The sequence below is a fragment of the Escherichia sp. WS3063 genome, assembly GCF_046486595.1.
GTDB lineage: Bacteria > Pseudomonadota > Gammaproteobacteria > Enterobacterales > Enterobacteriaceae > Escherichia > Escherichia coli.
Map to the genome: position 1 here is coordinate 1 of NZ_JBJQKY010000008.1, position 18621 is coordinate 18621.

17 protein-coding genes and 1 pseudogene are annotated in these 18621 nt (G+C 47.9%); 8 read left to right on the forward strand and 10 right to left on the reverse strand.

Going from position 1 to position 18621, the window contains the following annotated elements; genetic code table 11:
• The 3 genes and pseudogenes from ACJHYW_RS10100 to gadW all read left to right on the forward strand — a co-directional run.
• Window positions 1-178 (forward strand): IS1 family transposase (locus ACJHYW_RS10100; RefSeq protein WP_000663719.1); only part of this gene is annotated, 178 nt, incomplete at its 5' end.
• 17 nt (window positions 179-195) lie between these two features.
• Window positions 196-924 (forward strand): annotated as a pseudogene (gene gadX / locus ACJHYW_RS10105) (acid resistance transcriptional activator GadX); the annotation flags it as partial.
• Between the two features lie 368 nt (window positions 925-1292).
• Complete coding sequence (gadW, locus tag ACJHYW_RS10110; protein ID WP_000150006.1) at window positions 1293-2021, forward strand: acid resistance transcriptional activator GadW; 729 nt, start codon at window positions 1293-1295, stop codon at window positions 2019-2021.
• Window positions 2022-2383: 362 nt separating this feature from the next.
• Here gadW and mdtF read toward each other — a convergent pair whose 3' ends face one another.
• Together mdtF and mdtE are read right to left on the reverse strand one after the other, a co-directional pair.
• Entirely contained in the window at window positions 2384-5497 is a 3114-nt protein-coding gene (gene mdtF, locus ACJHYW_RS10115) for a multidrug efflux pump RND permease MdtF (protein WP_061092816.1), read from the reverse strand.
• A gap of 24 nt (window positions 5498-5521) precedes the next feature.
• Window positions 5522-6631, reverse strand: a complete 1110-nt coding sequence (gene mdtE / locus ACJHYW_RS10120; RefSeq protein WP_001340474.1) for a multidrug transporter subunit MdtE — start codon at window positions 6629-6631, stop codon at window positions 5522-5524.
• Between the two features lie 107 nt (window positions 6632-6738).
• Between mdtE and ACJHYW_RS10125 the strand changes: the two genes are divergently transcribed.
• Entirely contained in the window at window positions 6739-7068 is a 330-nt protein-coding gene (locus tag ACJHYW_RS10125; protein WP_001205317.1) for a hypothetical protein, read from the forward strand.
• Here the strand turns inward: ACJHYW_RS10125 and gadE are convergent.
• Together gadE and hdeD are read right to left on the reverse strand one after the other, a co-directional pair.
• Window positions 7018-7545, reverse strand: coding sequence for an acid resistance transcriptional activator GadE (gadE, locus tag ACJHYW_RS10130; protein WP_000576690.1), 528 nt, complete (start codon window positions 7543-7545; stop codon window positions 7018-7020). The two genes, ACJHYW_RS10125 and gadE, sit on opposite strands and share 51 nt — an antisense overlap.
• Before the next feature lie 797 nt (window positions 7546-8342).
• Window positions 8343-8915: an acid-resistance protein HdeD gene (gene hdeD / locus ACJHYW_RS10135; protein ID WP_000965671.1), complete on the reverse strand. Its 573-nt coding sequence runs from the start codon at window positions 8913-8915 to the stop codon at window positions 8343-8345.
• Window positions 8916-9169: 254 nt separating this feature from the next.
• Here hdeD and hdeA point away from each other — a divergent pair, with 254 nt between their 5' ends.
• The 3 genes from hdeA to ACJHYW_RS10150 all read left to right on the forward strand — a co-directional run bounded on the left by hdeA (window position 9170) and on the right by ACJHYW_RS10150 (window position 10655).
• Window positions 9170-9502, forward strand: a complete 333-nt coding sequence (gene hdeA, locus ACJHYW_RS10140; RefSeq protein ID WP_000756548.1) for an acid-activated periplasmic chaperone HdeA — start codon at window positions 9170-9172, stop codon at window positions 9500-9502.
• 115 nt (window positions 9503-9617) lie between these two features.
• Complete coding sequence (gene hdeB, locus ACJHYW_RS10145; RefSeq protein WP_001298717.1) at window positions 9618-9944, forward strand: acid-activated periplasmic chaperone HdeB; 327 nt, start codon at window positions 9618-9620, stop codon at window positions 9942-9944.
• A 63-nt stretch (window positions 9945-10007) separates the two neighbouring features.
• Complete coding sequence (locus ACJHYW_RS10150) at window positions 10008-10655, forward strand: MgtC/SapB family protein (protein WP_000123131.1); 648 nt, start codon at window positions 10008-10010, stop codon at window positions 10653-10655.
• Window positions 10656-10706: 51 nt separating this feature from the next.
• Here ACJHYW_RS10150 and ACJHYW_RS10155 read toward each other — a convergent pair whose 3' ends face one another.
• From ACJHYW_RS10155 to chuT, 6 genes are read right to left on the reverse strand one after another with little or no spacing between them, the layout of a single operon-like run.
• Window positions 10707-11477: a heme ABC transporter ATP-binding protein gene (locus ACJHYW_RS10155; protein WP_000622316.1), complete on the reverse strand. Its 771-nt coding sequence runs from the start codon at window positions 11475-11477 to the stop codon at window positions 10707-10709.
• On the reverse strand, window positions 11474-12466 hold the full coding sequence (shuU, locus tag ACJHYW_RS10160) for a heme ABC transporter permease ShuU/ChuU (protein WP_000910402.1): 993 nt from the start codon (window positions 12464-12466) through the stop codon (window positions 11474-11476). Before shuU ends, ACJHYW_RS10155 begins: the two co-directional genes overlap by 4 nt.
• A 48-nt stretch (window positions 12467-12514) precedes the next feature.
• Window positions 12515-13138 carry an anaerobilin reductase gene (gene chuY, locus ACJHYW_RS10165; protein WP_000189342.1) on the reverse strand — a complete coding sequence of 208 codons (624 nt, stop codon included), beginning with the start codon at window positions 13136-13138 and terminating at the stop codon, window positions 12515-12517.
• Window positions 13138-13632 (reverse strand): heme utilization cystosolic carrier protein HutX, encoded by a 495-nt coding sequence (gene hutX, locus ACJHYW_RS10170; RefSeq protein ID WP_000020032.1) that lies wholly within the window; start codon window positions 13630-13632, stop codon window positions 13138-13140. Before hutX ends, chuY begins: the two co-directional genes overlap by 1 nt.
• A gap of 12 nt (window positions 13633-13644) precedes the next feature.
• On the reverse strand, window positions 13645-14982 hold the full coding sequence (hutW, locus tag ACJHYW_RS10175; protein ID WP_001095639.1) for a heme anaerobic degradation radical SAM methyltransferase ChuW/HutW: 1338 nt from the start codon (window positions 14980-14982) through the stop codon (window positions 13645-13647).
• Window positions 14983-15001: 19 nt separating this feature from the next.
• Complete coding sequence (gene chuT, locus ACJHYW_RS10180; RefSeq protein ID WP_001361527.1) at window positions 15002-15916, reverse strand: heme ABC transporter substrate-binding protein ChuT; 915 nt, start codon at window positions 15914-15916, stop codon at window positions 15002-15004.
• Between the two features lie 683 nt (window positions 15917-16599).
• Here chuT and chuA point away from each other — a divergent pair.
• The gene (gene chuA / locus ACJHYW_RS10185; RefSeq protein WP_000089580.1) at window positions 16600-18582 is read left to right on the forward strand and encodes a TonB-dependent heme/hemoglobin receptor ChuA/ShuA; all 1983 of its coding nucleotides are present in this window, start codon (window positions 16600-16602) and stop codon (window positions 18580-18582) included.
• Window positions 18583-18621: the final 39 nt, after the last annotated feature.

The window sequence follows — 18621 nt, forward strand, 5'->3', positions numbered from 1 at the left end:
CCTGAAGGGAAAGCTGCACGTAATCAGCAAGCGATATACGCAGCGAATTGAGCGGCATAACCTGAATCTGAGGCAGCACCTGGCACGGCTGGGACGGAAGTCGCTGTCGTTTTCAAAATCGGTGGAGCTGCATGACAAAGTCATCGGGCATTATCTGAACATAAAACACTATCAATAAGTTGGAGTCATTACCGTGATCTGGTTTTTGCGGATGCAAGCCAAATTCAAGTGGATAAGTGTGTTGAGAATTTCGTATTAGTTTCAAGAGACACGCTTTCATTATTTCTCCCGATGCTCAAGGAGGAGGCATTAAAACTTCATGCACATAAAAAAGCTCCTTCATTACTCGTTCATCACTGTATCAGAGATATTCCTGTTTTTCAGGAAGTTGCGCAACTGTCGCAGAATAAGAATCTTCGCTATGCAGAAATGCTACGTAAAAGGGCATTAATCTTTGCGTTGTTATCTGTTTTTCTTGAGGATACGCAGTTTATACCGTTACTTCTGAACGTGTTGCAACCGAATATGCGAACACGAGTTTGTACGGTCATCAATAATAATATCGCCCATGAGTGGACATTAGCCCGAATCGCTAGCGAATTGTTGATGAGTCCAAGCCTGTTAAAGAAAAAATTGCGCGAAGAAGGTACGTCATATTCACAGTTGCTTACTGAGTGTAGGATGCAGCGTGCTTTACAACTTATTGTTATATATGGGGTTTCAATTAAGCGAGTTGCAGTATCCTGTGGATATCACAGCGTGTCGTATTTCATTTACGTTTTTCGAAATTATTATGGGATGACGCCCACAGAGTATCAGGAGCGATCGGCGCAGGAATTACCGAACTGTGGCCCGGCGGCAAGTATAGCTGCGCAAGGGAATTTTTACGGCACTGACCGTTCTGCGGAAGGAATAAGATTATAGAGTTTTACTCAGACATAAAAAAAACCCGGCATAGGGGACCGGGAAGAGGATAGTCTGCCGTCTCCAGACTAATAAACCGTTATAACACTCCCTGTTGGCACGGGAAACTTTGTGCTCTCAGTAAGTTAAATATAACTTTTACTGGAAATAAGATCAGCCATTTTTTTATAAACATAAGCTATACGCTGTGCGAAAATATATTCGTGTTGCATTTACTTATTGTCAATTAACTGTTATGCAAAACTACTTTGTGGATAAATTTTGGTCCTACCAAATCTGGCAGTTTTTGCGCTAAGAAACAGTCTGGCATCATTTCATTAGTATACTGAAATTGAAATAATCGCAGTAATGAAATATAAGGGATAGTCATGACTCATGTCTGCTCGGTGATCCTCGTTCGTCGTTCATTCGATATTTATCATGAACAGCAAAAAATATCGTTGCATAACGAGAGTATCCTGCTGCTGGATAAAAATTTGGCAGACGATTTTGCGTTTTGTTCACCGGATACACGACGACTGGATATCGATGAGCTGACAGTTTGCCATTACTTACAAAATATTCGTCAGATACCACGCAATTTAGGGTTACATAGCAAAGACCGTCTGTTAATTAACCAGTCACCCCCCATGCCGCTGGTGACGGCGATTTTTGATAGTTTCAATGACTCCGGGGTAAATTCGCCGATACTGAGCAAAATGCTCTATCTTTCCTGTTTATCGATGTTTTCTCATAAGAAAGAACTGATCCCCTTACTTTTCAATAGTATCAGTACTGTTTCAGGAAAAGTTGAACGCCTTATTAGCTTTGATATCGCCAAACGTTGGTATCTGCGCGATATTGCGGAAAGAATGTATACCAGCGAGAGTCTCATCAAAAAAAAGTTGCAGGATGAAAATACCTGTTTCAGTAAAATATTACTCGCCTCCAGGATGTCGATGGCCAGACGATTACTCGAGTTACGTCAAATTCCTCTGCATACTATTGCGGAAAAATGTGGCTATAGCAGTACGTCGTACTTTATAAACACATTTCGACAATATTATGGTGTAACACCACATCAGTTTGCGCAACATTCGCCAGGTACCTTTTCCTGACATATTTTGCATTTGAATATTGGTCAGGATCTCACACCTGCTTCATGTGAAACTCTTCCCTGATGATTTCTGCCGGGCTACCGGCTAGTTCTCTTTCGCAGTTTGCCAGGCGGTATAGGTATTTTCAGGAGGAAAAGACTCGGCATGTTTGGGATTATTAAGCTGACAATTCATACGATTACGGGAATGTGGGTCAGTATTGTGCTGTTCAAATTGATGACGAATGGCTGGAGTGGTTTCTACTTTCAGTGCTGTGTACTAAGCCTGGTATTCCTGACGGTTAGCTGGTTGTTGAGTGGTGAATGGTTAGCAGGAAAGAGTAAGGCTGAACCTTCACGTTCAACCTTACTCTCATTTACACGTTACGCTTTTTTAAAGCGGGCAAAGAGATGTTCCACTACAACGAAAAAGACCGGAACAAAGTAAATTGCCAGCACTGTTGCGGCAAACATCCCGCCCATTACGCCGGTACCTACCGCGTTTTGCGCGCCAGAACCGGCACCATGACTGATAACCAGCGGCAGCACGCCGAGAATAAAGGCCAGAGAGGTCATCAGGATTGGGCGTAAACGCATTCGCGCCGCTTCGATGATCGCCTCTATCGGCGTTTTCCCTTCTTTCTGCATCATCTCAACGGCAAATTCGACAATCAGGATGGCGTTTTTGGCGGAAAGCCCGATGGTGGTCAGCAAACCAACCTGGAAGTAGACGTCATTACTTAAGCCGCGTAGATCGGTGGCCAGTAATGCGCCAACGACGCCTAACGGAACAACCAACATCACCGAGAACGGAATTGACCAGCTTTCATAAAGTGCGGCGAGGGCGAGGAACACCACGACCAGTGAAATGGCATATAGCGCGGGAGCCTGGTTTGAGGATAACGCTTCCTGATACGACAGTCCGGTCCATGAGTAGCCGACGCCAGCCGGAAGTTTAGCGACCAGGTCTGCCATAAATTTCATGGCGTCACCGGTACTTTTCCCGGCCGCCGCTTCACCTAAAATCTCCATTGACGGGATGCCGTTGTAGCGTTCCAGTCGCGGTGAACCATAGGTCCATTCGGTAGACGAGTAGGCAGAAAGCGGTGCCATCGTGCCAGAGGCGTTGCGTACATACCATTGGTTGATGTTATCCGGCAACATACGGAACGGCGTGCCTGCCTGGACATACACTTTTTTCACCCGCCCCTGGTTGAGGAAGTCGTTCACGTAGCTGCTGCCGAAGGCGGTGGAAATTGTCTGGTTGATATCAGACAGCGCCACGCCCATAGCCTCGGCTTTCGCAGCGTTGACGTTCACTTTGAACATCGGCGTATCTTCCAGGCCGTTCGGGCGAACCCCGGTGACCTGATTCGGTGATTGCGCTGCCAGTGATAACAGCTCGTTTCGCGCCTGGGTTAGTTTTTCGTGCCCCAGGTTACCGTTGTCCAGCAGTTCCATATCAAAACCTGACGCGGTACCCAGTTCAGCCACCGCGGGTAAGTTGAACGGGAAGACGACGGCTTTATTGATACTGCTTAGCGCAATCATTGCCCGCTGAATAATCGCGGTAACCGAGTTTTCCTCGCCGACACGTTCAGACCACGGCTTGAGGCTGATAAACGCCAGACCGTTGTTTTGCCCCTGACCACTGAAGCCAAAGCCACCAACGGTAAACACCGACTGAACATTATTTTTCTCTTTTGTCAGATAATAATCCGTCACCTGTTGTAGCACTTTCGTGGTGTTAACCATGGTGGCACCGGAAGGTAACTGCGCGGTGGTCATAAATACCCCCTGATCCTCTTCTGGTAAGAAAGAGGTCGGCGTGCGCAGGAACAGCACCGCCATCCCGGCGCAAATCAGGAGGTAGACCACCATGTAGCGACCGGTACAACGCAACAGCGAGCGGGTGCTATCGGTATAGTGCTGAGTTGATTTTTCAAACAGCGTGTTGAAGCGTGCGAACAGGGCGTTAGGTTTATGACCGCCTTCCGGCGCGGCTTTCAGAATGGTGGCGCACAGGGCAGGGGTCAGGCTCATTGCTACAAATACTGAAAGCAGCATGGAGGAGATCAGCGTGATGGAGAACTGGCGGTAGATCTCCCCGGTCGCACCGCTCATAAAGGCCATCGGCATAAACACTGCGGAAAGAACAACGGCAATCCCGACCAGCGCACGTTGGATCTGCCCCATCGATTTATGCGTCGCTTCCTTCGGCGGTAGCTTATCTTCCGCAATGACACGCTCGACGTTCTCCACCACCACGATGGCGTCATCCACCAGTAACCCTATCGCCAGCACCATCCCGAACATAGTTAACGTGTTGATGGTGAAACCGACCGCCGACAAGATCGCAAACGTCCCGAGAATAACCACCGGTACGGCAATCGTCGGGATGATTGTGGCGCGGAAATTCTGCAAAAACAGATACATGACCAGGAAGACGAGGATGATAGCCTCAACCAGCGTTTTGAAAACTTCCTGAATAGAAATTTTGATAAACGGTGTGGTGTCGTAAGGATAAACCGTCTTCAGGCTTGCGGGGAAATAGGCTGATAAACGGTTCAGCTCCTCTTTCACCGCTCGCGAGGTATCCAGGGCGTTTGCTCCGGTAGCCAGTTTGATGGCGATCCCGGCAGCAGGTTTGCCGTTATAGCGCGCCACGGTGGAATAATCTTCCGCCCCAAGTTCGACGCGGGCGACATCACGCAGCAGCACTTGCGAACCATCTTGCTGAACTTTCAACAGGATTTTGCCAAATTCTTCCGGCGTTTGCAGACGCGTCTGCACAATGATCGAGGCGTTCAGTTGCTGGTCTGCCGCCTGTGGCATGCCACCCAGTTGACCACCGGAAATCTGGTTGTTTTGCACCTTAATCTGGGAAATAACATCGGAAGGTACCAGGTTATATTTATTGAGTTTTTGCGGGTCCAGCCAGATACGCATGGCGTACTCGGAACCAAAGAGCTGTACGCTACCAACGCCCGCGGTACGGCTTAGCGGGTCTTTGATATTAGACGCTACATAGTCGGCGATATCGTACTGGTTGAGGCTGCCGTTATCAGAAATAAACGCCGCTACCATCAGGATATTACTGCTCGACTTATCGACGCTAATCCCCTGCTGCTGCACCGCTTCAGGTAATGAAGGCATAGCGAGTTGCAGTTTATTTTGCACCTGAACCTGTGCGATATCAGGCGATGTCCCAGTCTCGAAGGTCAGAGTAATAGAGGCATTACCCGCCGCATCACTGGTTGAAGACATGTACATCAGGCCATCAAGCCCATTCATATTTTGCTCAATCACCTGAGTGGCCGAGTCTTCTACCGTTTGCGCATCGGCACCTGGATAGGTAGCGCTGACGGTAATGGTCGGTGGCGCAATCTGCGGATACTGCGCAACCGGTAAGTTCATGATCGCCAGACCACCTGCAAGCATCATAATAATGGCAAGTACCCAGGCAAAAACCGGGCGATCAATAAAATAGTTAGCCATGAAAGTCCCCTTAAGCCTGCAACGTTATTGTTTCGATTCGGTGCTGGCGTTTTCCTGGCTGGAGGAAATTGCTCGTGCTTTGATACCCGGACGAATGCGTTGCAAACCGGAAACGATCACCCGATCGCCAGCCTGCAAGCCAGAGGTGACAACCCACTGGTCGCCGATGGCTTTGCTGGCTTCAATTTCGCGTAGCTGCACGACATCGTCTTTATCCAGAATGAGTGCCGTTGCTTTACCCTGGGCGTTGTGGGTGACGCCTTCCTGCGGCACCAGTAATACATTCTGGCGGCTACCTTCATCCACTAATGCCGTGACATACATGCCAGGCAGCAAGTCACCATTTGGGTTGGGGAAAATCGCCCGTAACGTCACGGAGCCCGTGGTTTCATCTACCGTTGGGTCGGAGAATTTCAGCGTGCCAGTCTGGCTGTAACGTTTACCATTTTCCAGATTGAGCTGTACTGGCGTACTGCCCTGAACCTGTTTGATTTGCCCACTGGCGACCTCTTCTTTCATGCGCAAGAAATCCTGCACCGACTGCGTGAGATCGACATAAATCGGGTCCAGACGTTGTACGGTAACCAGCGAATCTGCCTGATTAGCGGTAACGAGTGCGCCGACGGTCACCGACGATTTCCCGCTGACGCCCGTAATCGGCGAGGTGACATTTGCGTATTGCAGGTTGATAGTCGCCTGTTCAACAGCCGCTTTGGCGACGGTGACATTGGCTTCTGCTTCATTCAACTGGGTGCGCGCGGTGTCGTAATCCTGACGGCTAACGTAGTTGGTCTTCAGCAACGATGCCTGGCGGTTAAAGGTGATGCGGGCATTGCTGGCGGTAGAGAGCGCTTTCGCCAGCGAGCCTTTGGCGGAGTTCAGCTCTGCCTGTAAAGGCGCAGGATCAATCTGATACAGCGAATCGCCCTGGTTCACTTTATCGCCTTCGATAAAGTTGCGTTTAATGATAATACCGCCCACCTGGGGACGTATCTCGGCAACTTCATAAGGAACGGTTCTACCAGGCAATTCGCTCAACACATTGACCGAACCGGGGGAGAGTGTGACGACACCGACCTCAGGCGTCATGGCGGCGGCGTTTTCCGCCGATTTGTCATCGCAGGCGGTGAGCATCGCGCCGCAGAATAACAACGGTATTAACAGTTTTCTTCTTCTGTTCATTTTAGTCCCTGAAAATTCTTGAGAAATAACGGTTCTTTAAATTGCGCGCGAGGAGAGATATGAGGGATTTACAGACCAGCGGCATAGTGGGGTTGTCAGCCAGTAAGATGGGATGCAAGCACAGTGATCGACATGGTGAGGTCAACGACAAAAAAAATGTTGCCGTTCTGCCAACAGTTTCTGCCAGCATTCGGGCAACGAAGGGTTCTACTGGTGGATACACATACCAGGGGAATAAAGTCGTTTTCGTCTCTCCTTCAATAATCACCGGGGGTATTGAAATCAGCATCTGCATCCCTCGTCATGCCAGCCATCAATTTCAGTTGCTTATGTCCTTACTAAAAATAAGATGTGATACCCAGGGTGACGATGTCGCTCATACGTCTTAATTTCAGCTTGTACATAATGTTGAATTTCTGAATCTTTAATGTTTGTTGCGAAATGTTGAGCGTTGACGTGATATTGCTTTCATTTTTGTTTTTCAGAATCAGTTGCATAATTTTGAACTGATTATGTGAAAAACATAGTTGTGAATTCTTATGGGGCAAGTGTTTACCATAAGTAATCTCAAGAAGATTTTTGATACTTTCTTTACGGCTGACAAAATAAATAGGCGCTTTAGCTTTTAGTTTACTGATGTGATAAGGTGCCAAAACAATAATTCTCTCGGCATCTAATTTCTCCAGAAATTTAATCGCTTCTTCATCAAGGATATGATTGTGATAGGTATCAATGATAACCTTGAAGGGTTTATTGCCTACTTTTTTGATCTCTGACAGGGAATTGATTTTTATCATTTCGTGATTATCTTTCAACTGCCAAAAGCCCTGTAAAAGAAAAGAATCTTTCGTCATGAGAAAAATCATAACTTGCTCCTTAGCCGTTATCGTTTCGAACATGTCATCCTTTTCATTATTTACATCCTTGTCCGAATCGTTGTTCAATATAGTAAACGCCTATAAGAACTTTGCCCTTCGTGAACTAATACGTCTATTAACACTAATCAATACTTCAGATTTATCCATCACGCACTCCATATATTGATCCTAAGTAAGATTCCTGGTTGTTATCAGTTTGTAACCAGTAAACAAAAGGTTAACTTTTGCGGATTACTGCCCAAGAATAAGTTATCAATAACCAGTTTGTGATCTCTGAAGAATATTACTAAAGTTAAAATGTAATCCGATTTAAATATCGAGTCTCCTTGTTTCGACTTAGGCTGGCAATTGGATTGCCAGCTTTCTTTTAACGCATTGAAATTACCTGATTAAATAACTCATTCATGTCTTCAGGTTTTTATATAGCGTCTGGAGACACGGATATTTATGCAATGTAATCAACGCCAGTTGCAAAAAAATGAACCCGGATTACTTATTTAACCGCCTATAGCATCAACGCTTACGGAACTCTTTGTTCACTTTCCCACAGCACTTTTAAAACATTAAACCTGACCACGGAAAATATCAGCCATGATAATGTTTGAAATGGCTAATTTGCCATGGAATGAAAAAATCAGATTAAATTCAGTAGGTTGAAATAATCAACAGCAGGCAATTGTTTCAATGATAGTGCGTAATTGAACTGAAACACTGTATAGCTAAGAGAGTATTAACTGGATCATAGTCACTTAATGTGACTATGATCCAAGTGGAAATAGGGATAATTATTGCTTTTTAACGAACAAACTGGCGAAGCTGAACAGACTGGCGGCGCTAAATATCAGTTCAATTCCCACCAGTGTGGAAACCAGCGTTACCGACACCATCGGCGTAGCACCAAGGAATATCCAGGCAATGACGATATCCAGCACACCAATAACGAGCTGTAGCCAACTGCCTTTCATTGAACGCTGACGATACCAACTCATCAGGCGAATAACCCCTGCCACACAGAACAAACCGGCAATAAATGCCGCAATGGCAAAAATGCCCAGCTCTGGTGCGCGGATGAAGAAATAGCCGATCAATAAATAGGCGACTGCGACGAGGAAACCGGATAATACCGGCCAGAAATTATGACTGCGGTTGCTGAATAACCCGACAATAAGCGCAATACCCGAGCAGATTAATAATGCACCCACTACTGTGCTTAAAATATCGCCAGAGACGAACGGAAAACTGATACACAGCAACCCGACGATAAACAGCAGCACGGCAATAAACTGGATTGCTCTGCGATGTTTTTTAAGCATCTCCAGATCAAACTTCAAAATTGTTGCCTTATCTATATATAACATAGAACCACCCTATAAAATTAAGAAGAAAATCCCCTGCTATCAATCTATGCCAAAAACGCGTGTAAGAATGCAGTCGATTTAATAAAAATTTCCTAATTACAGTATCTGATGCATCTGTAACTCATTGTATTGAAATAAAAATATCTGATTTTGATATTTTCCATCAACATGACATATACAGAAAACCAGGTTATAACCTCAGTGTCGAAATTGATTCGTGACGGCTCTTTCACTTTATAGTTGAGGATATTACGATGAAAAAAGTATTAGGCGTTATTCTTGGTGGTCTGCTTCTTCTGCCAGTAGTGAGCAATGCAGCGGATGCACAAAAAGCAGCTGATAACAAAAAACCGGTCAACTCCTGGACCTGTGAAGATTTCCTGGCTGTGGACGAATCCTTCCAGCCAACTGCAGTTGGTTTTGCTGAAGCACTGAACAACAAAGATAAACCAGAAGATGCGGTTTTAGATGTTCAGGGTATTGCAACCGTAACCCCAGCTATCGTTCAGGCTTGTACTCAGGATAAAAAAGCCAGCTTTAAAGATAAAGTTAAAGGCGAATGGGACAAAATTAAGAAAGATATGTAATTCCGGGAATGCGTTACATCGTATTTCCTTGCATATTGAACAGGCCGGAATATCTTCTTTAAAAGCAGCTATTCCTCCTGTTTGTATATAATCTCTATATTGAATGGGTTACAAAATGAACATTTCATCTCTCCGTAAAGCGTTTATTTTTATGGGCGCTGTAGCGGCTTTGTCACTGGTGAACGCACAATCTGCGCTGGCAGCCAATGAATCCGCTAAAGATATGACCTGCCAGGAATTTATTGATCTGAATCCAAAGGCAATGACACCAGTTGCGTGGTGGATGCTGCATGAAGAAACAGTATATAAAGGTGGCGATACCGTTACTTTAAATGAAACCGATCTCACTCAAATTCCTAAAGTGATCGAATACTGCAAGAAAAACCCGCAGAAAAATTTGTATACCTTCAAAAATCAAGCATCTAATGACTTGCCGAATTAATAAGGTACAAGTAAAAAGGAGTAGCAAGTTGAGCCATCTTGCTGCTCCTTTTTGCATTTTTATATGACAGCAGAATTTATTATACGACTTATACTTGCGGTAATTGCCTGTGGCGCTATTGGCATGGAAAGGCAAATGCGCGGCAAAGGAGCAGGGTTACGCACACATGTATTAATTGGCATGGGAAGCGCCCTGTTTATGATTGTTTCGAAATATGGTTTTGCTGACGTGCTGTCTTTAGGTCACGTCGGACTGGACCCCAGCCGTATTGCTGCTCAGGTGGTGACGGGCGTCGGGTTTATCGGTGCAGGTAACATTCTCGTTCGTAACCAAAATATTGTAGGTCTGACGACGGCAGCGGATATCTGGGTGACCGCCGCCATTGGTATGGTTATTGGCAGCGGTATGTACGAACTGGGTATTTATGGTTCAGTGATGACCTTGCTGGTGCTGGAAGTCTTCCATCAATTAACCTTCCGCCTGATGAACAAAAATTACCATTTACAGCTGACATTAGTGAACGGTAATACGGTATCAATGCTCGACTGGTTTAAGCAGCAAAAAATAAAAACGGATTTAGTTTCGTTGCAGGAAAATGAAGATCATGAAGTGGTCGCCATTGATATCCAGCTTCATGCCACGACGTCGATAGAAGATCTGTTGCGATTATTAAAAGGTATGGCAGGGGTGAAAGGTGTTTCAATTAGCTAATCTGTATAGTTATTTATTCGCAGGAGTACCAGTGCGGTACTCCTGTTGGTTTTAATGATCGAGGACGATCAGTGGTGAATGGTTGGCAGGATCTTTAAGTACGGTAATATCCGCGCCGTAGAGCATGGTCAGCGCCTGCTGTGTCAATACGTCCTGCGGCTTACCATTTGCGATAACCTTTCCTTTTTGCATTAATACAACACGGTCTGCATAACGCGCGGCAAGATTTAGATCGTGCAATACGCAACAAACATTGAACTGCCGTTCGTGAACTAACTGGCGTAATAAACGAAACAAGTGCTGCTGATGGTGAATATCCAGCGCCGAAGTTGGTTCATCAAGAAATAACCATTTCGGTGAGGGAGTAGGTTCCCAGAGTTGTACCAGCAGGCGCGCTAATTGCACGCGCTGTTGTTCACCACCGGATAATTGCCGATAGTCGCGGTTTGCTAACGCCTGACAGTCACATAACGCCATTATTTGTGCTGTTTCATTATCCTGATTACCAGTGCGATGCGGATGCCGCCCCATCTGGATAACTTCTTGTACGCTGAATGGAAACGCCATGTGGCTATTTTGACGCATCACGGCCCGGTGTTTCGCCAGTTCAGTAATCGACCATTCATTTAATGGCTTATTAAACAACCGACATTCGCCGCTATCAGGTTGAAGATAGCCGGTTAGCTGGCGAAGCAGCGTAGATTTTCCCGCACCATTAGGGCCGAGGATGGCAACAATTTCCCCACCGGGAAAAGTCAGCGAGACATTATCAGTCAGACGCCGCCCCTGAAGGCTATAAACCAGATTCTGGGCGCTGATCATGTGATCCTCCGGTTGCGCAGAATCAACCACATAAAATAAGGGCCACCAAGCAGGCTGGTTAATAATCCCACGGGCATTTCTGCTGGCTGTACCAGCGTGCGGGCAAGCGTGTCTGCCATCAGCAATAAACAGGCTCCGGCGAGGGCGGAACAAGGGATTAGCCAGCGGTGATTTGCCCCGGTAGTCATGCGAATCAGATGCGGGATCACCAGGCCAATAAAGCCGATAATGCCGCTTACCGATACGGCAGCACCAACGAGCAGTGAGCTCACTAACAGTAATTGCTGGCGTTTACGCTTCACGTTCACGCCGAGGTAGTGGGCTTCTTCATCACCGAGCTGCAGTAAATTCAGCGTTCCGGCGAGACAAGTTGTTGCGATAATGGCCGGTAGGATGAATGAACTGGCAACCAATAACGTCGGCCATTGCGCCTGTCCAAGATTGCCCATCATCCACAATGTGAGTTGTCGTAGCTGCTGCTCATCGCCGATATAGCTCAGGATGCCGATCGCTGCGCCGCACAGGGCATTGATGGCGATACCGGCGAGTAATAATTGCATCATGCTGCCATCGCGATGGCGCTGCGTGATGAGAAAAATGATGGTGCAGACCACTAAACTTCCGGCAATGGCAAACACCATTTGCTCATAGAGCACCAGCACCACTGGGAAGGAGAAGGGCAGCACAATAGCAACGCCAACCATTAATGCAGAACCGCTACTGACGCCAAGTAATCCAGGGTCAGCCATTGGGTTGCGAAAAAGCCCTTGCATAATTACCCCGGCGGTTGCCAACGCTGCACCTACCAGCACCGCCAGCAAAACCCGTGGTAGACGAATATTGAGCCAGATATCGCGGTATTCCTCATCAAAAAGGGCATCAAAACTGATCTTTAACGCTCCCTGACTGGCACCAAACAGCACCAGAGCGAGCAATAATAGTGATAGCCCCATAAAGACCCTGGCGGAAGAGAGTGAATCCTTGAGCACGCAAAACTCCGTTACGACATTACGGCGCGGACATACCGCGCCGGGGGATCACGCCGGTTTCAGGTCCGGTTCAATCAGACTGTAGACCTGCTGGTTAAGTGCTGGCGCATTTGCCAGTTCATGGATATGTGCGGCGACATCGGCACGGTGAACAAAACCATGACACTCCTGATTTTGTATCCGTTGTGCTTTGCCCGTTGCCGCACCATCAAGCAGACCGCCAGGGCGGAGAATGGCATAATCAAGCTGGCTGGTTTGCAACCAGCTTTCCGCCAGCGTTTTTTCCCGTACCGCCTGACCAAACGCAGCCTTTGCCCGCTCTGATAAAAACGGCCAGCTATCGCCGCATCCCAAAGAGGTCACCAGAATCATGCGACTGATGCCAGCCTTCTCGGCCTCGTCAATCACTGTTCTGTGCGCCAGATAATCCTGAGCTCCGCCCATTGTTGAGATGATAAGCGCATCCGGGCCAGCTGCGCGGCAAGCAGCCGCGACTACGCTGGCATCACAGGCGTCGCCTGTAAAAACCTTTACGCCTTGTTGCGCCAGTTTCGTGGCGGCATCAGCATGACGAATGACAGCAACGACCGGACGTTGTTCCGCCAGCGCCAGTTCAAGCGTTCTGGCACCCACACCTTTTCCGCCTGCGCCAAAGAGTAGCCACGGCGTCATCAGGCGTGTTCCTTTAACGATGCTGCCAGAGCATGGAAGGCGCTGACCTGTTCGCTCAGGAGCTGACGATGGTCATCCCTGCCGAGGAAGATTTTCAGCATTGCGCTGCCTTCTTTGTTGAAAAAGAGAATGGATGCGGTGTCCATGCCCATAAATTTACGTTCGATCAAGGCAATATGTGTGCAGTTTTCTGCTTTGATATGCCCGGACATGCCGTGCTTTCCGCGTAGGTTGAAATAGCCGTGGCGGTGGAAACCCGAAGGCAGTTCGCCGCTAAATTCGAGGATGACATCGGCAGTATGTACTAACGTGGTGACGTTGCCCCATTCGCAGACGGTATCCCAGACAGTATCGAATTTATCACCTGACACAACAGTCGGAGAGGGCAGATTTTTCACTACCTCCAGCAGCGTGGTGTTGTATTGTTCGGCGATCGCCTCCAGCGTACCGTCCGGCTCCGTTTTCAAAAATTCCTGTAACGAGACATGGCTCATAAATCACTCCTGTTATGGTTTTTCAAGCGCAATTGCTGGCGCATTAAGTACCTGAATCAGTTCATTAAGAGACTGCAAAATGTTGCTTGCCCAGAAACGACCTTCATTGGTCAACCGCAGACACGTTGACGCATCGCGGCTTAAGCCTTTTTGGTGCCACTGGGCCAGTAACGGCGCGAGTTTTTCGGCATGTGGCGTAAGTTCGTCCAGCGGTACACGCGCCGTTTCAATGCCCGACTGCAAGGTATGACGCCACTGCGCGTTACGTTCGGCGTTACGCATGATCATCATCAGCGGTTTTTTGCCTGCCGCGACGGATTCATGCCAGGTCTGAAGATTGCGTTCGTTCATCCAGGAGTAACCATTAATCGAACCACCGGCTCCAGAACCAAAGGCCAGACAATCGGCACCTTGTTTAATCAGCAGGTTATAGAGATTGCGTTCGCGTGTGGTACGGCCCCAGTGGCTGTTACTGATGCAGCGCCAACCGGCATCGTCCATAAAATCACACCCTTGCAGGTAAAGATCGCGACGTTCTGCCGGAGAGGGCACGGTAGTGCGCCCATTTTCCACGGCTTTGCCCAGCGGTGTATTGGGCAGGACATTGAGCGCATAGAGATCGACGCCGTCGAGACCGATATCGCGGGCAATAGCCAGATCTTCTCCCCAGGTTTGCGCATCCTGACCCGGCAGACCAAACAGCAGGTCACAGACCACCGCGGCACGGTCGCGTTTGACCAGGCTTTCCATAAACGCAATAGCGGTTGGGCCATCCGAGGTGCGGGCCATTTTCTTGCGGATTTTGCTGTTAAACGACTGAATACCAATTGAGAAGCGGTTTGCTCCTGCATCAAGGCAAGCATCGATTCGCTCAGCGTCAAAATTCAGTACCCGGCCTTCGATAGTGATTTCACAATCAGGGGCCAGTGGCAGCTTTTCTCGTAATGTGGTGATGATTCTGGCCAAATCGTGTGCCGAAAGCGCGGAAGGCGTACCGCCACCGAAATAGACCGCGTGGATGGGGGCAGACTGATGCAATACGCTGTCTGCTTCCCGTTCTATTTCACGAATCAGGGCGTCGGTATAATGAGCACACGCATCTTCATTAAAACGGTTCTGATAAAAACCACAAAACGTGCAGTGTGTTGCACAAAAAGGAATGTGTAGATAAACCAGTCGCTTACGTGGTGATACCGTTTGATTGAGCATCTCTTGCCAGGTCTGTGCCAGTTGCTCTTTGGCAACTGGAATGGCCCCACGAAACGGCATCATGGCGCGCCTGTCTTTAAAGGGCTGATCACCGTCTAAAGCAAAATGTGGCGTGAGATCCAGGGTGTTATTTGTGTTCATTCGTCTGATTTAAATCCATTTATTGCGGCCAAAGCTGCTGGTGTAAAGACTCAACGACATCAGCAATACGCGGACCCATTCCCAGAATCAGGTTTTGATCAACGGTGATAATGCGCTGGTTCTTCCAGGCGGCGGTGTGGGTAATTCCGGCAATAGAACGTAGCCGATTAATATCGCCATCGACCATTTGTGAGGTGACGACAATCACTTCAGGGTTAGCCGCAATCAGCGATTCCGCGCTGTAGCTTTTGTACTGCTGGTGGGTAGCGACGTTTTCTGCTCCGGCAAGCGAAAGAATGGCGTCCGCGACGCTGCCTTTACCGGCAACCTGTGGCGCACTTCCGCCTGCGGAGAGAATAAACATGGCTTTAACCGGGGCTTTTTTGGCCGCCACGTTTTGCTGTACTCGCTCCAGGCGTTGGTTGATCTGTGTCACCAGCGCCTCGCCTTGTTCAGGAACCTGTAGCGTTTTTGCCAGTTGGCGAATGTTGGCGTACATCTGCTCAAGGGTGGCAGGCACACGCGGCAGGGTGACGACGTTGACTTTCTGCGCTCGTAGTTGGTCGAGCACAATTTGTGGCCCGGCATCCTGCCAGGTAATTACGCTATCCGGGCGAAGTGACAAAATGCCTTCGCTGCTGAGTTGTTTCCAGTAACCAATATGCGGCAGTCTGGCGGTTTCTGGTGGATAAGATGTCGTTTCATCGACACCAACCACGCGTTTGCCAGCGCCCATCGCGTAGATTAGCTCCGTCAGCGATCCTCCTGCGACCACGATACGTTCGGCAGCCGTTACGCTAAAAGTCCAGCTAAGAGCCAGTAATGCCGTAAACAATTTTTTTCGTTTTACCATGGTCTTCGCGGCAGAGACCACGGCTGAAATACATAACGTTAGTGGGGAAAAAAGAAACGGCCTGGTGATGATCCTTGGCATAATGTGAGAACTCTTATCAAATTGAGAATGATCATGATTATCATTTGAGTTATATATGAAATACAACCGTCGATTCAATACGCACGGCGTTACAAGCGTATTTATTTTTGATTTTTATCAAGATGCTTCGTCAGCTAATGTTCTTGTTACCGATTAAATTTCAGCGCGGGAAAAAGCTGAGAACCCGGAGATATCGCGGCTTGCAGAGCAAAGAGAAGAGAAAATTATCACTGTTAACGACAACGTTTTGTGATGAGGTTGTGGGGGGATAGTCATAAACACAGGATGGTTTTCTGGATGCTGGATAGATTTCATAACCCCCTGTTTATTGTGTTAATGGCGGTTAAAAAAAGCTTGATCATAAAAAATTGATCGATAATAATTCTCATTATCACGTTTGAGTTTAACAAAATATGACATCATGGATAACAAAATCATATCTTTTGTAAGGGAAAACGCACAGCACTCTTCACTTCAGACGTGGCGTACTACTTTGCCTGACAAAGAGGGCGTGCTTTTGCTGAATTATCAGAAATATTCGGCAATTTTACGGGATATATACGCTAATAGCTTCCCGTGGTGATATCTAATCATTTGAATTGTAAATAAATTTATTTTTCGCCAGCCACCCCGGTATTAACCCAGGCAGCCAGCATTTTTTATTTTCCTCATGGAGAATCGCTATGTCACGTCCGCAATTTACCTCGTTGCGTTTGAGTTTGTTGGCTTTGGCTGTTTCTGCCACCTTGCCAACATTTGCTTTTGCTACTGAAACCATGACCGTTACGGCAACCGGGAATGCACGTAGTTCCTTCGAAGCGCCTATGATGGTCAGCGTTATCGACACTTCCGCTCCTGAAAATCAAACGGCTACTTCAGCCACCGATCTGCTGCGTCATGTTCCTGGAATTACTCTTGATGGTACCGGACGAACCAACGGTCAGGATGTAAATATGCGTGGCTATGATCATCGCGGCGTGCTGGTTCTTGTCGATGGTGTTCGCCAGGGAACGGATACCGGACACCTGAATGGCACTTTTCTCGATCCGGCGCTGATCAAGCGTGTTGAGATTGTTCGCGGACCTTCAGCATTACTGTATGGCAGTGGCGCGCTGGGTGGAGTGATCTCCTACGATACGGTCGATGCAAAAGATTTATTGCAGGAAGGACAACGCAGTGGTTTTCGTGTCTTTGGTACTGGCGGCACGGGGGACCATAGCCTGGGATTAGGCGCGAGCGCGTTTGGGCGAACTGAAAATCTGGATGGTATTGTGGCCTGGTCCAGTCGCGATCGGGGTGATTTACGCCAGAGCAATGGTGAAACCGCGCCGAATGACGAGTCCATTAATAACATGCTGGCGAAAGGGACCTGGCAAATTGATTCAGCCCAGTCTCTGAGCGGTTTAGTGCGTTACTACAACAACGACGCGCGTGAACCAAAAAATCCGCAGACTGTTGAGGCTTCTGATAGCAGCAACCCGATGGTTGATCGTTCAACAATTCAACGCGATGCGCAGCTTTCTTATAAACTCGCCCCGCAGGGCAACGACTGGTTAAATGCAGATGCAAAAATTTACTGGTCGGAAGTCCGTATTAATGCGCAAAACACGGGGAGTTCCGGCGAGTATCGTGAACAGATAACAAAAGGAGCCAGGCTGGAGAACCGTTCCACTCTATTTGCCGACAGTTTCGCTTCTCACTTACTGACATATGGCGGTGAGTATTATCGTCAGGAACAACATCCGGGCGGCGCGACGACGGGCTTCCCGCAAGCAAAAATCGATTTTAGCTCCGGCTGGCTACAGGATGAGATCACCTTACGCGATCTGCCGATTACTCTGCTTGGCGGAACCCGCTATGACAGTTATCGCGGTAGCAGCGACGGCTACAAAGATGTTGATGCTGACAAATGGTCATCTCGTGCGGGGATGACTATCAACCCGACCAACTGGCTGATGTTATTTGGCTCATATGCCCAGGCATTCCGCGCCCCGACGATGGGCGAAATGTATAACGATTCTAAGCACTTCTCGATTGGTCGCTTCTATACCAACTATTGGGTGCCAAACCCGAACTTACGTCCGGAAACTAACGAAACTCAGGAGTACGGTTTTGGGCTGCGTTTTGATGACCTGATGTTGTCCAATGATGCTCTGGAATTTAAAGCCAGCTACTTTGATACCAAAGCGAAGGATTACATCTCCACGACCGTCGATTTCGCGGCGGCGACAACTATGTCGTATAACGTCCCGAACGCCAAAATCTGGGGCTGGGATGTAATGACGAAATATACCACTGATCTGTTTAGCCTTGATGTGGCCTATAACCGTACCCGCGGCAAAGACACCGATACTGGGGAATATATCTCCAGCATTAACCCGGATACCGTTACCAGTACCCTGAATATTCCGATCGCTCACAGTGGCTTCTCTGTTGGGTGGGTTGGTACGTTTGCCGATCGCTCAACACATATCAGCAGCAGTTACAGCAAACAACCTGGCTATGGTGTGAATGATTTCTACGTCAGTTATCAAGGACAACAGGCGCTCAAAGGCATGACCACTACTCTGGTATTGGGCAACGCCTTCGATAAAGAGTACTGGTCGCCGCAAGGCATCCCACAGGATGGTCGTAACGGAAAAATTTTCGTGAGTTATCAATGGTAATCATCTGCCCCGATATTTCGGGGCATTTATCTGGAAGGA

Coding starts and splice junctions, on each gene's coding strand:
- gadE (WP_000576690.1), bottom strand. CDS start 7,545: ATGATTTTTCTCATGACGAAAGATTCTTTTCTTTTACAGGGCTTTTGG.
- gadW (WP_000150006.1), top strand. CDS start 1,293: ATGACTCATGTCTGCTCGGTGATCCTCGTTCGTCGTTCATTCGATATT.
- ACJHYW_RS10150 (WP_000123131.1), top strand. CDS start 10,008: ATGACAGCAGAATTTATTATACGACTTATACTTGCGGTAATTGCCTGT.
- mdtE (WP_001340474.1), bottom strand. CDS start 6,631: ATGCTCACCGCCTGCGATGACAAATCGGCGGAAAACGCCGCCGCCATG.
- hdeA (WP_000756548.1), top strand. CDS start 9,170: ATGAAAAAAGTATTAGGCGTTATTCTTGGTGGTCTGCTTCTTCTGCCA.
- hutX (WP_000020032.1), bottom strand. CDS start 13,632: ATGAGCCATGTCTCGTTACAGGAATTTTTGAAAACGGAGCCGGACGGT.
- hutW (WP_001095639.1), bottom strand. CDS start 14,982: ATGAACACAAATAACACCCTGGATCTCACGCCACATTTTGCTTTAGAC.
- ACJHYW_RS10155 (WP_000622316.1), bottom strand. CDS start 11,477: ATGATCAGCGCCCAGAATCTGGTTTATAGCCTTCAGGGGCGGCGTCTG.
- hdeB (WP_001298717.1), top strand. CDS start 9,618: ATGAACATTTCATCTCTCCGTAAAGCGTTTATTTTTATGGGCGCTGTA.
- ACJHYW_RS10125 (WP_001205317.1), top strand. CDS start 6,739: ATGAGGGATTTACAGACCAGCGGCATAGTGGGGTTGTCAGCCAGTAAG.
- chuA (WP_000089580.1), top strand. CDS start 16,600: ATGTCACGTCCGCAATTTACCTCGTTGCGTTTGAGTTTGTTGGCTTTG.
- mdtF (WP_061092816.1), bottom strand. CDS start 5,497: ATGGCTAACTATTTTATTGATCGCCCGGTTTTTGCCTGGGTACTTGCC.
- hdeD (WP_000965671.1), bottom strand. CDS start 8,915: ATGTTATATATAGATAAGGCAACAATTTTGAAGTTTGATCTGGAGATG.
- chuY (WP_000189342.1), bottom strand. CDS start 13,138: ATGACGCCGTGGCTACTCTTTGGCGCAGGCGGAAAAGGTGTGGGTGCC.
- chuT (WP_001361527.1), bottom strand. CDS start 15,916: ATGCCAAGGATCATCACCAGGCCGTTTCTTTTTTCCCCACTAACGTTA.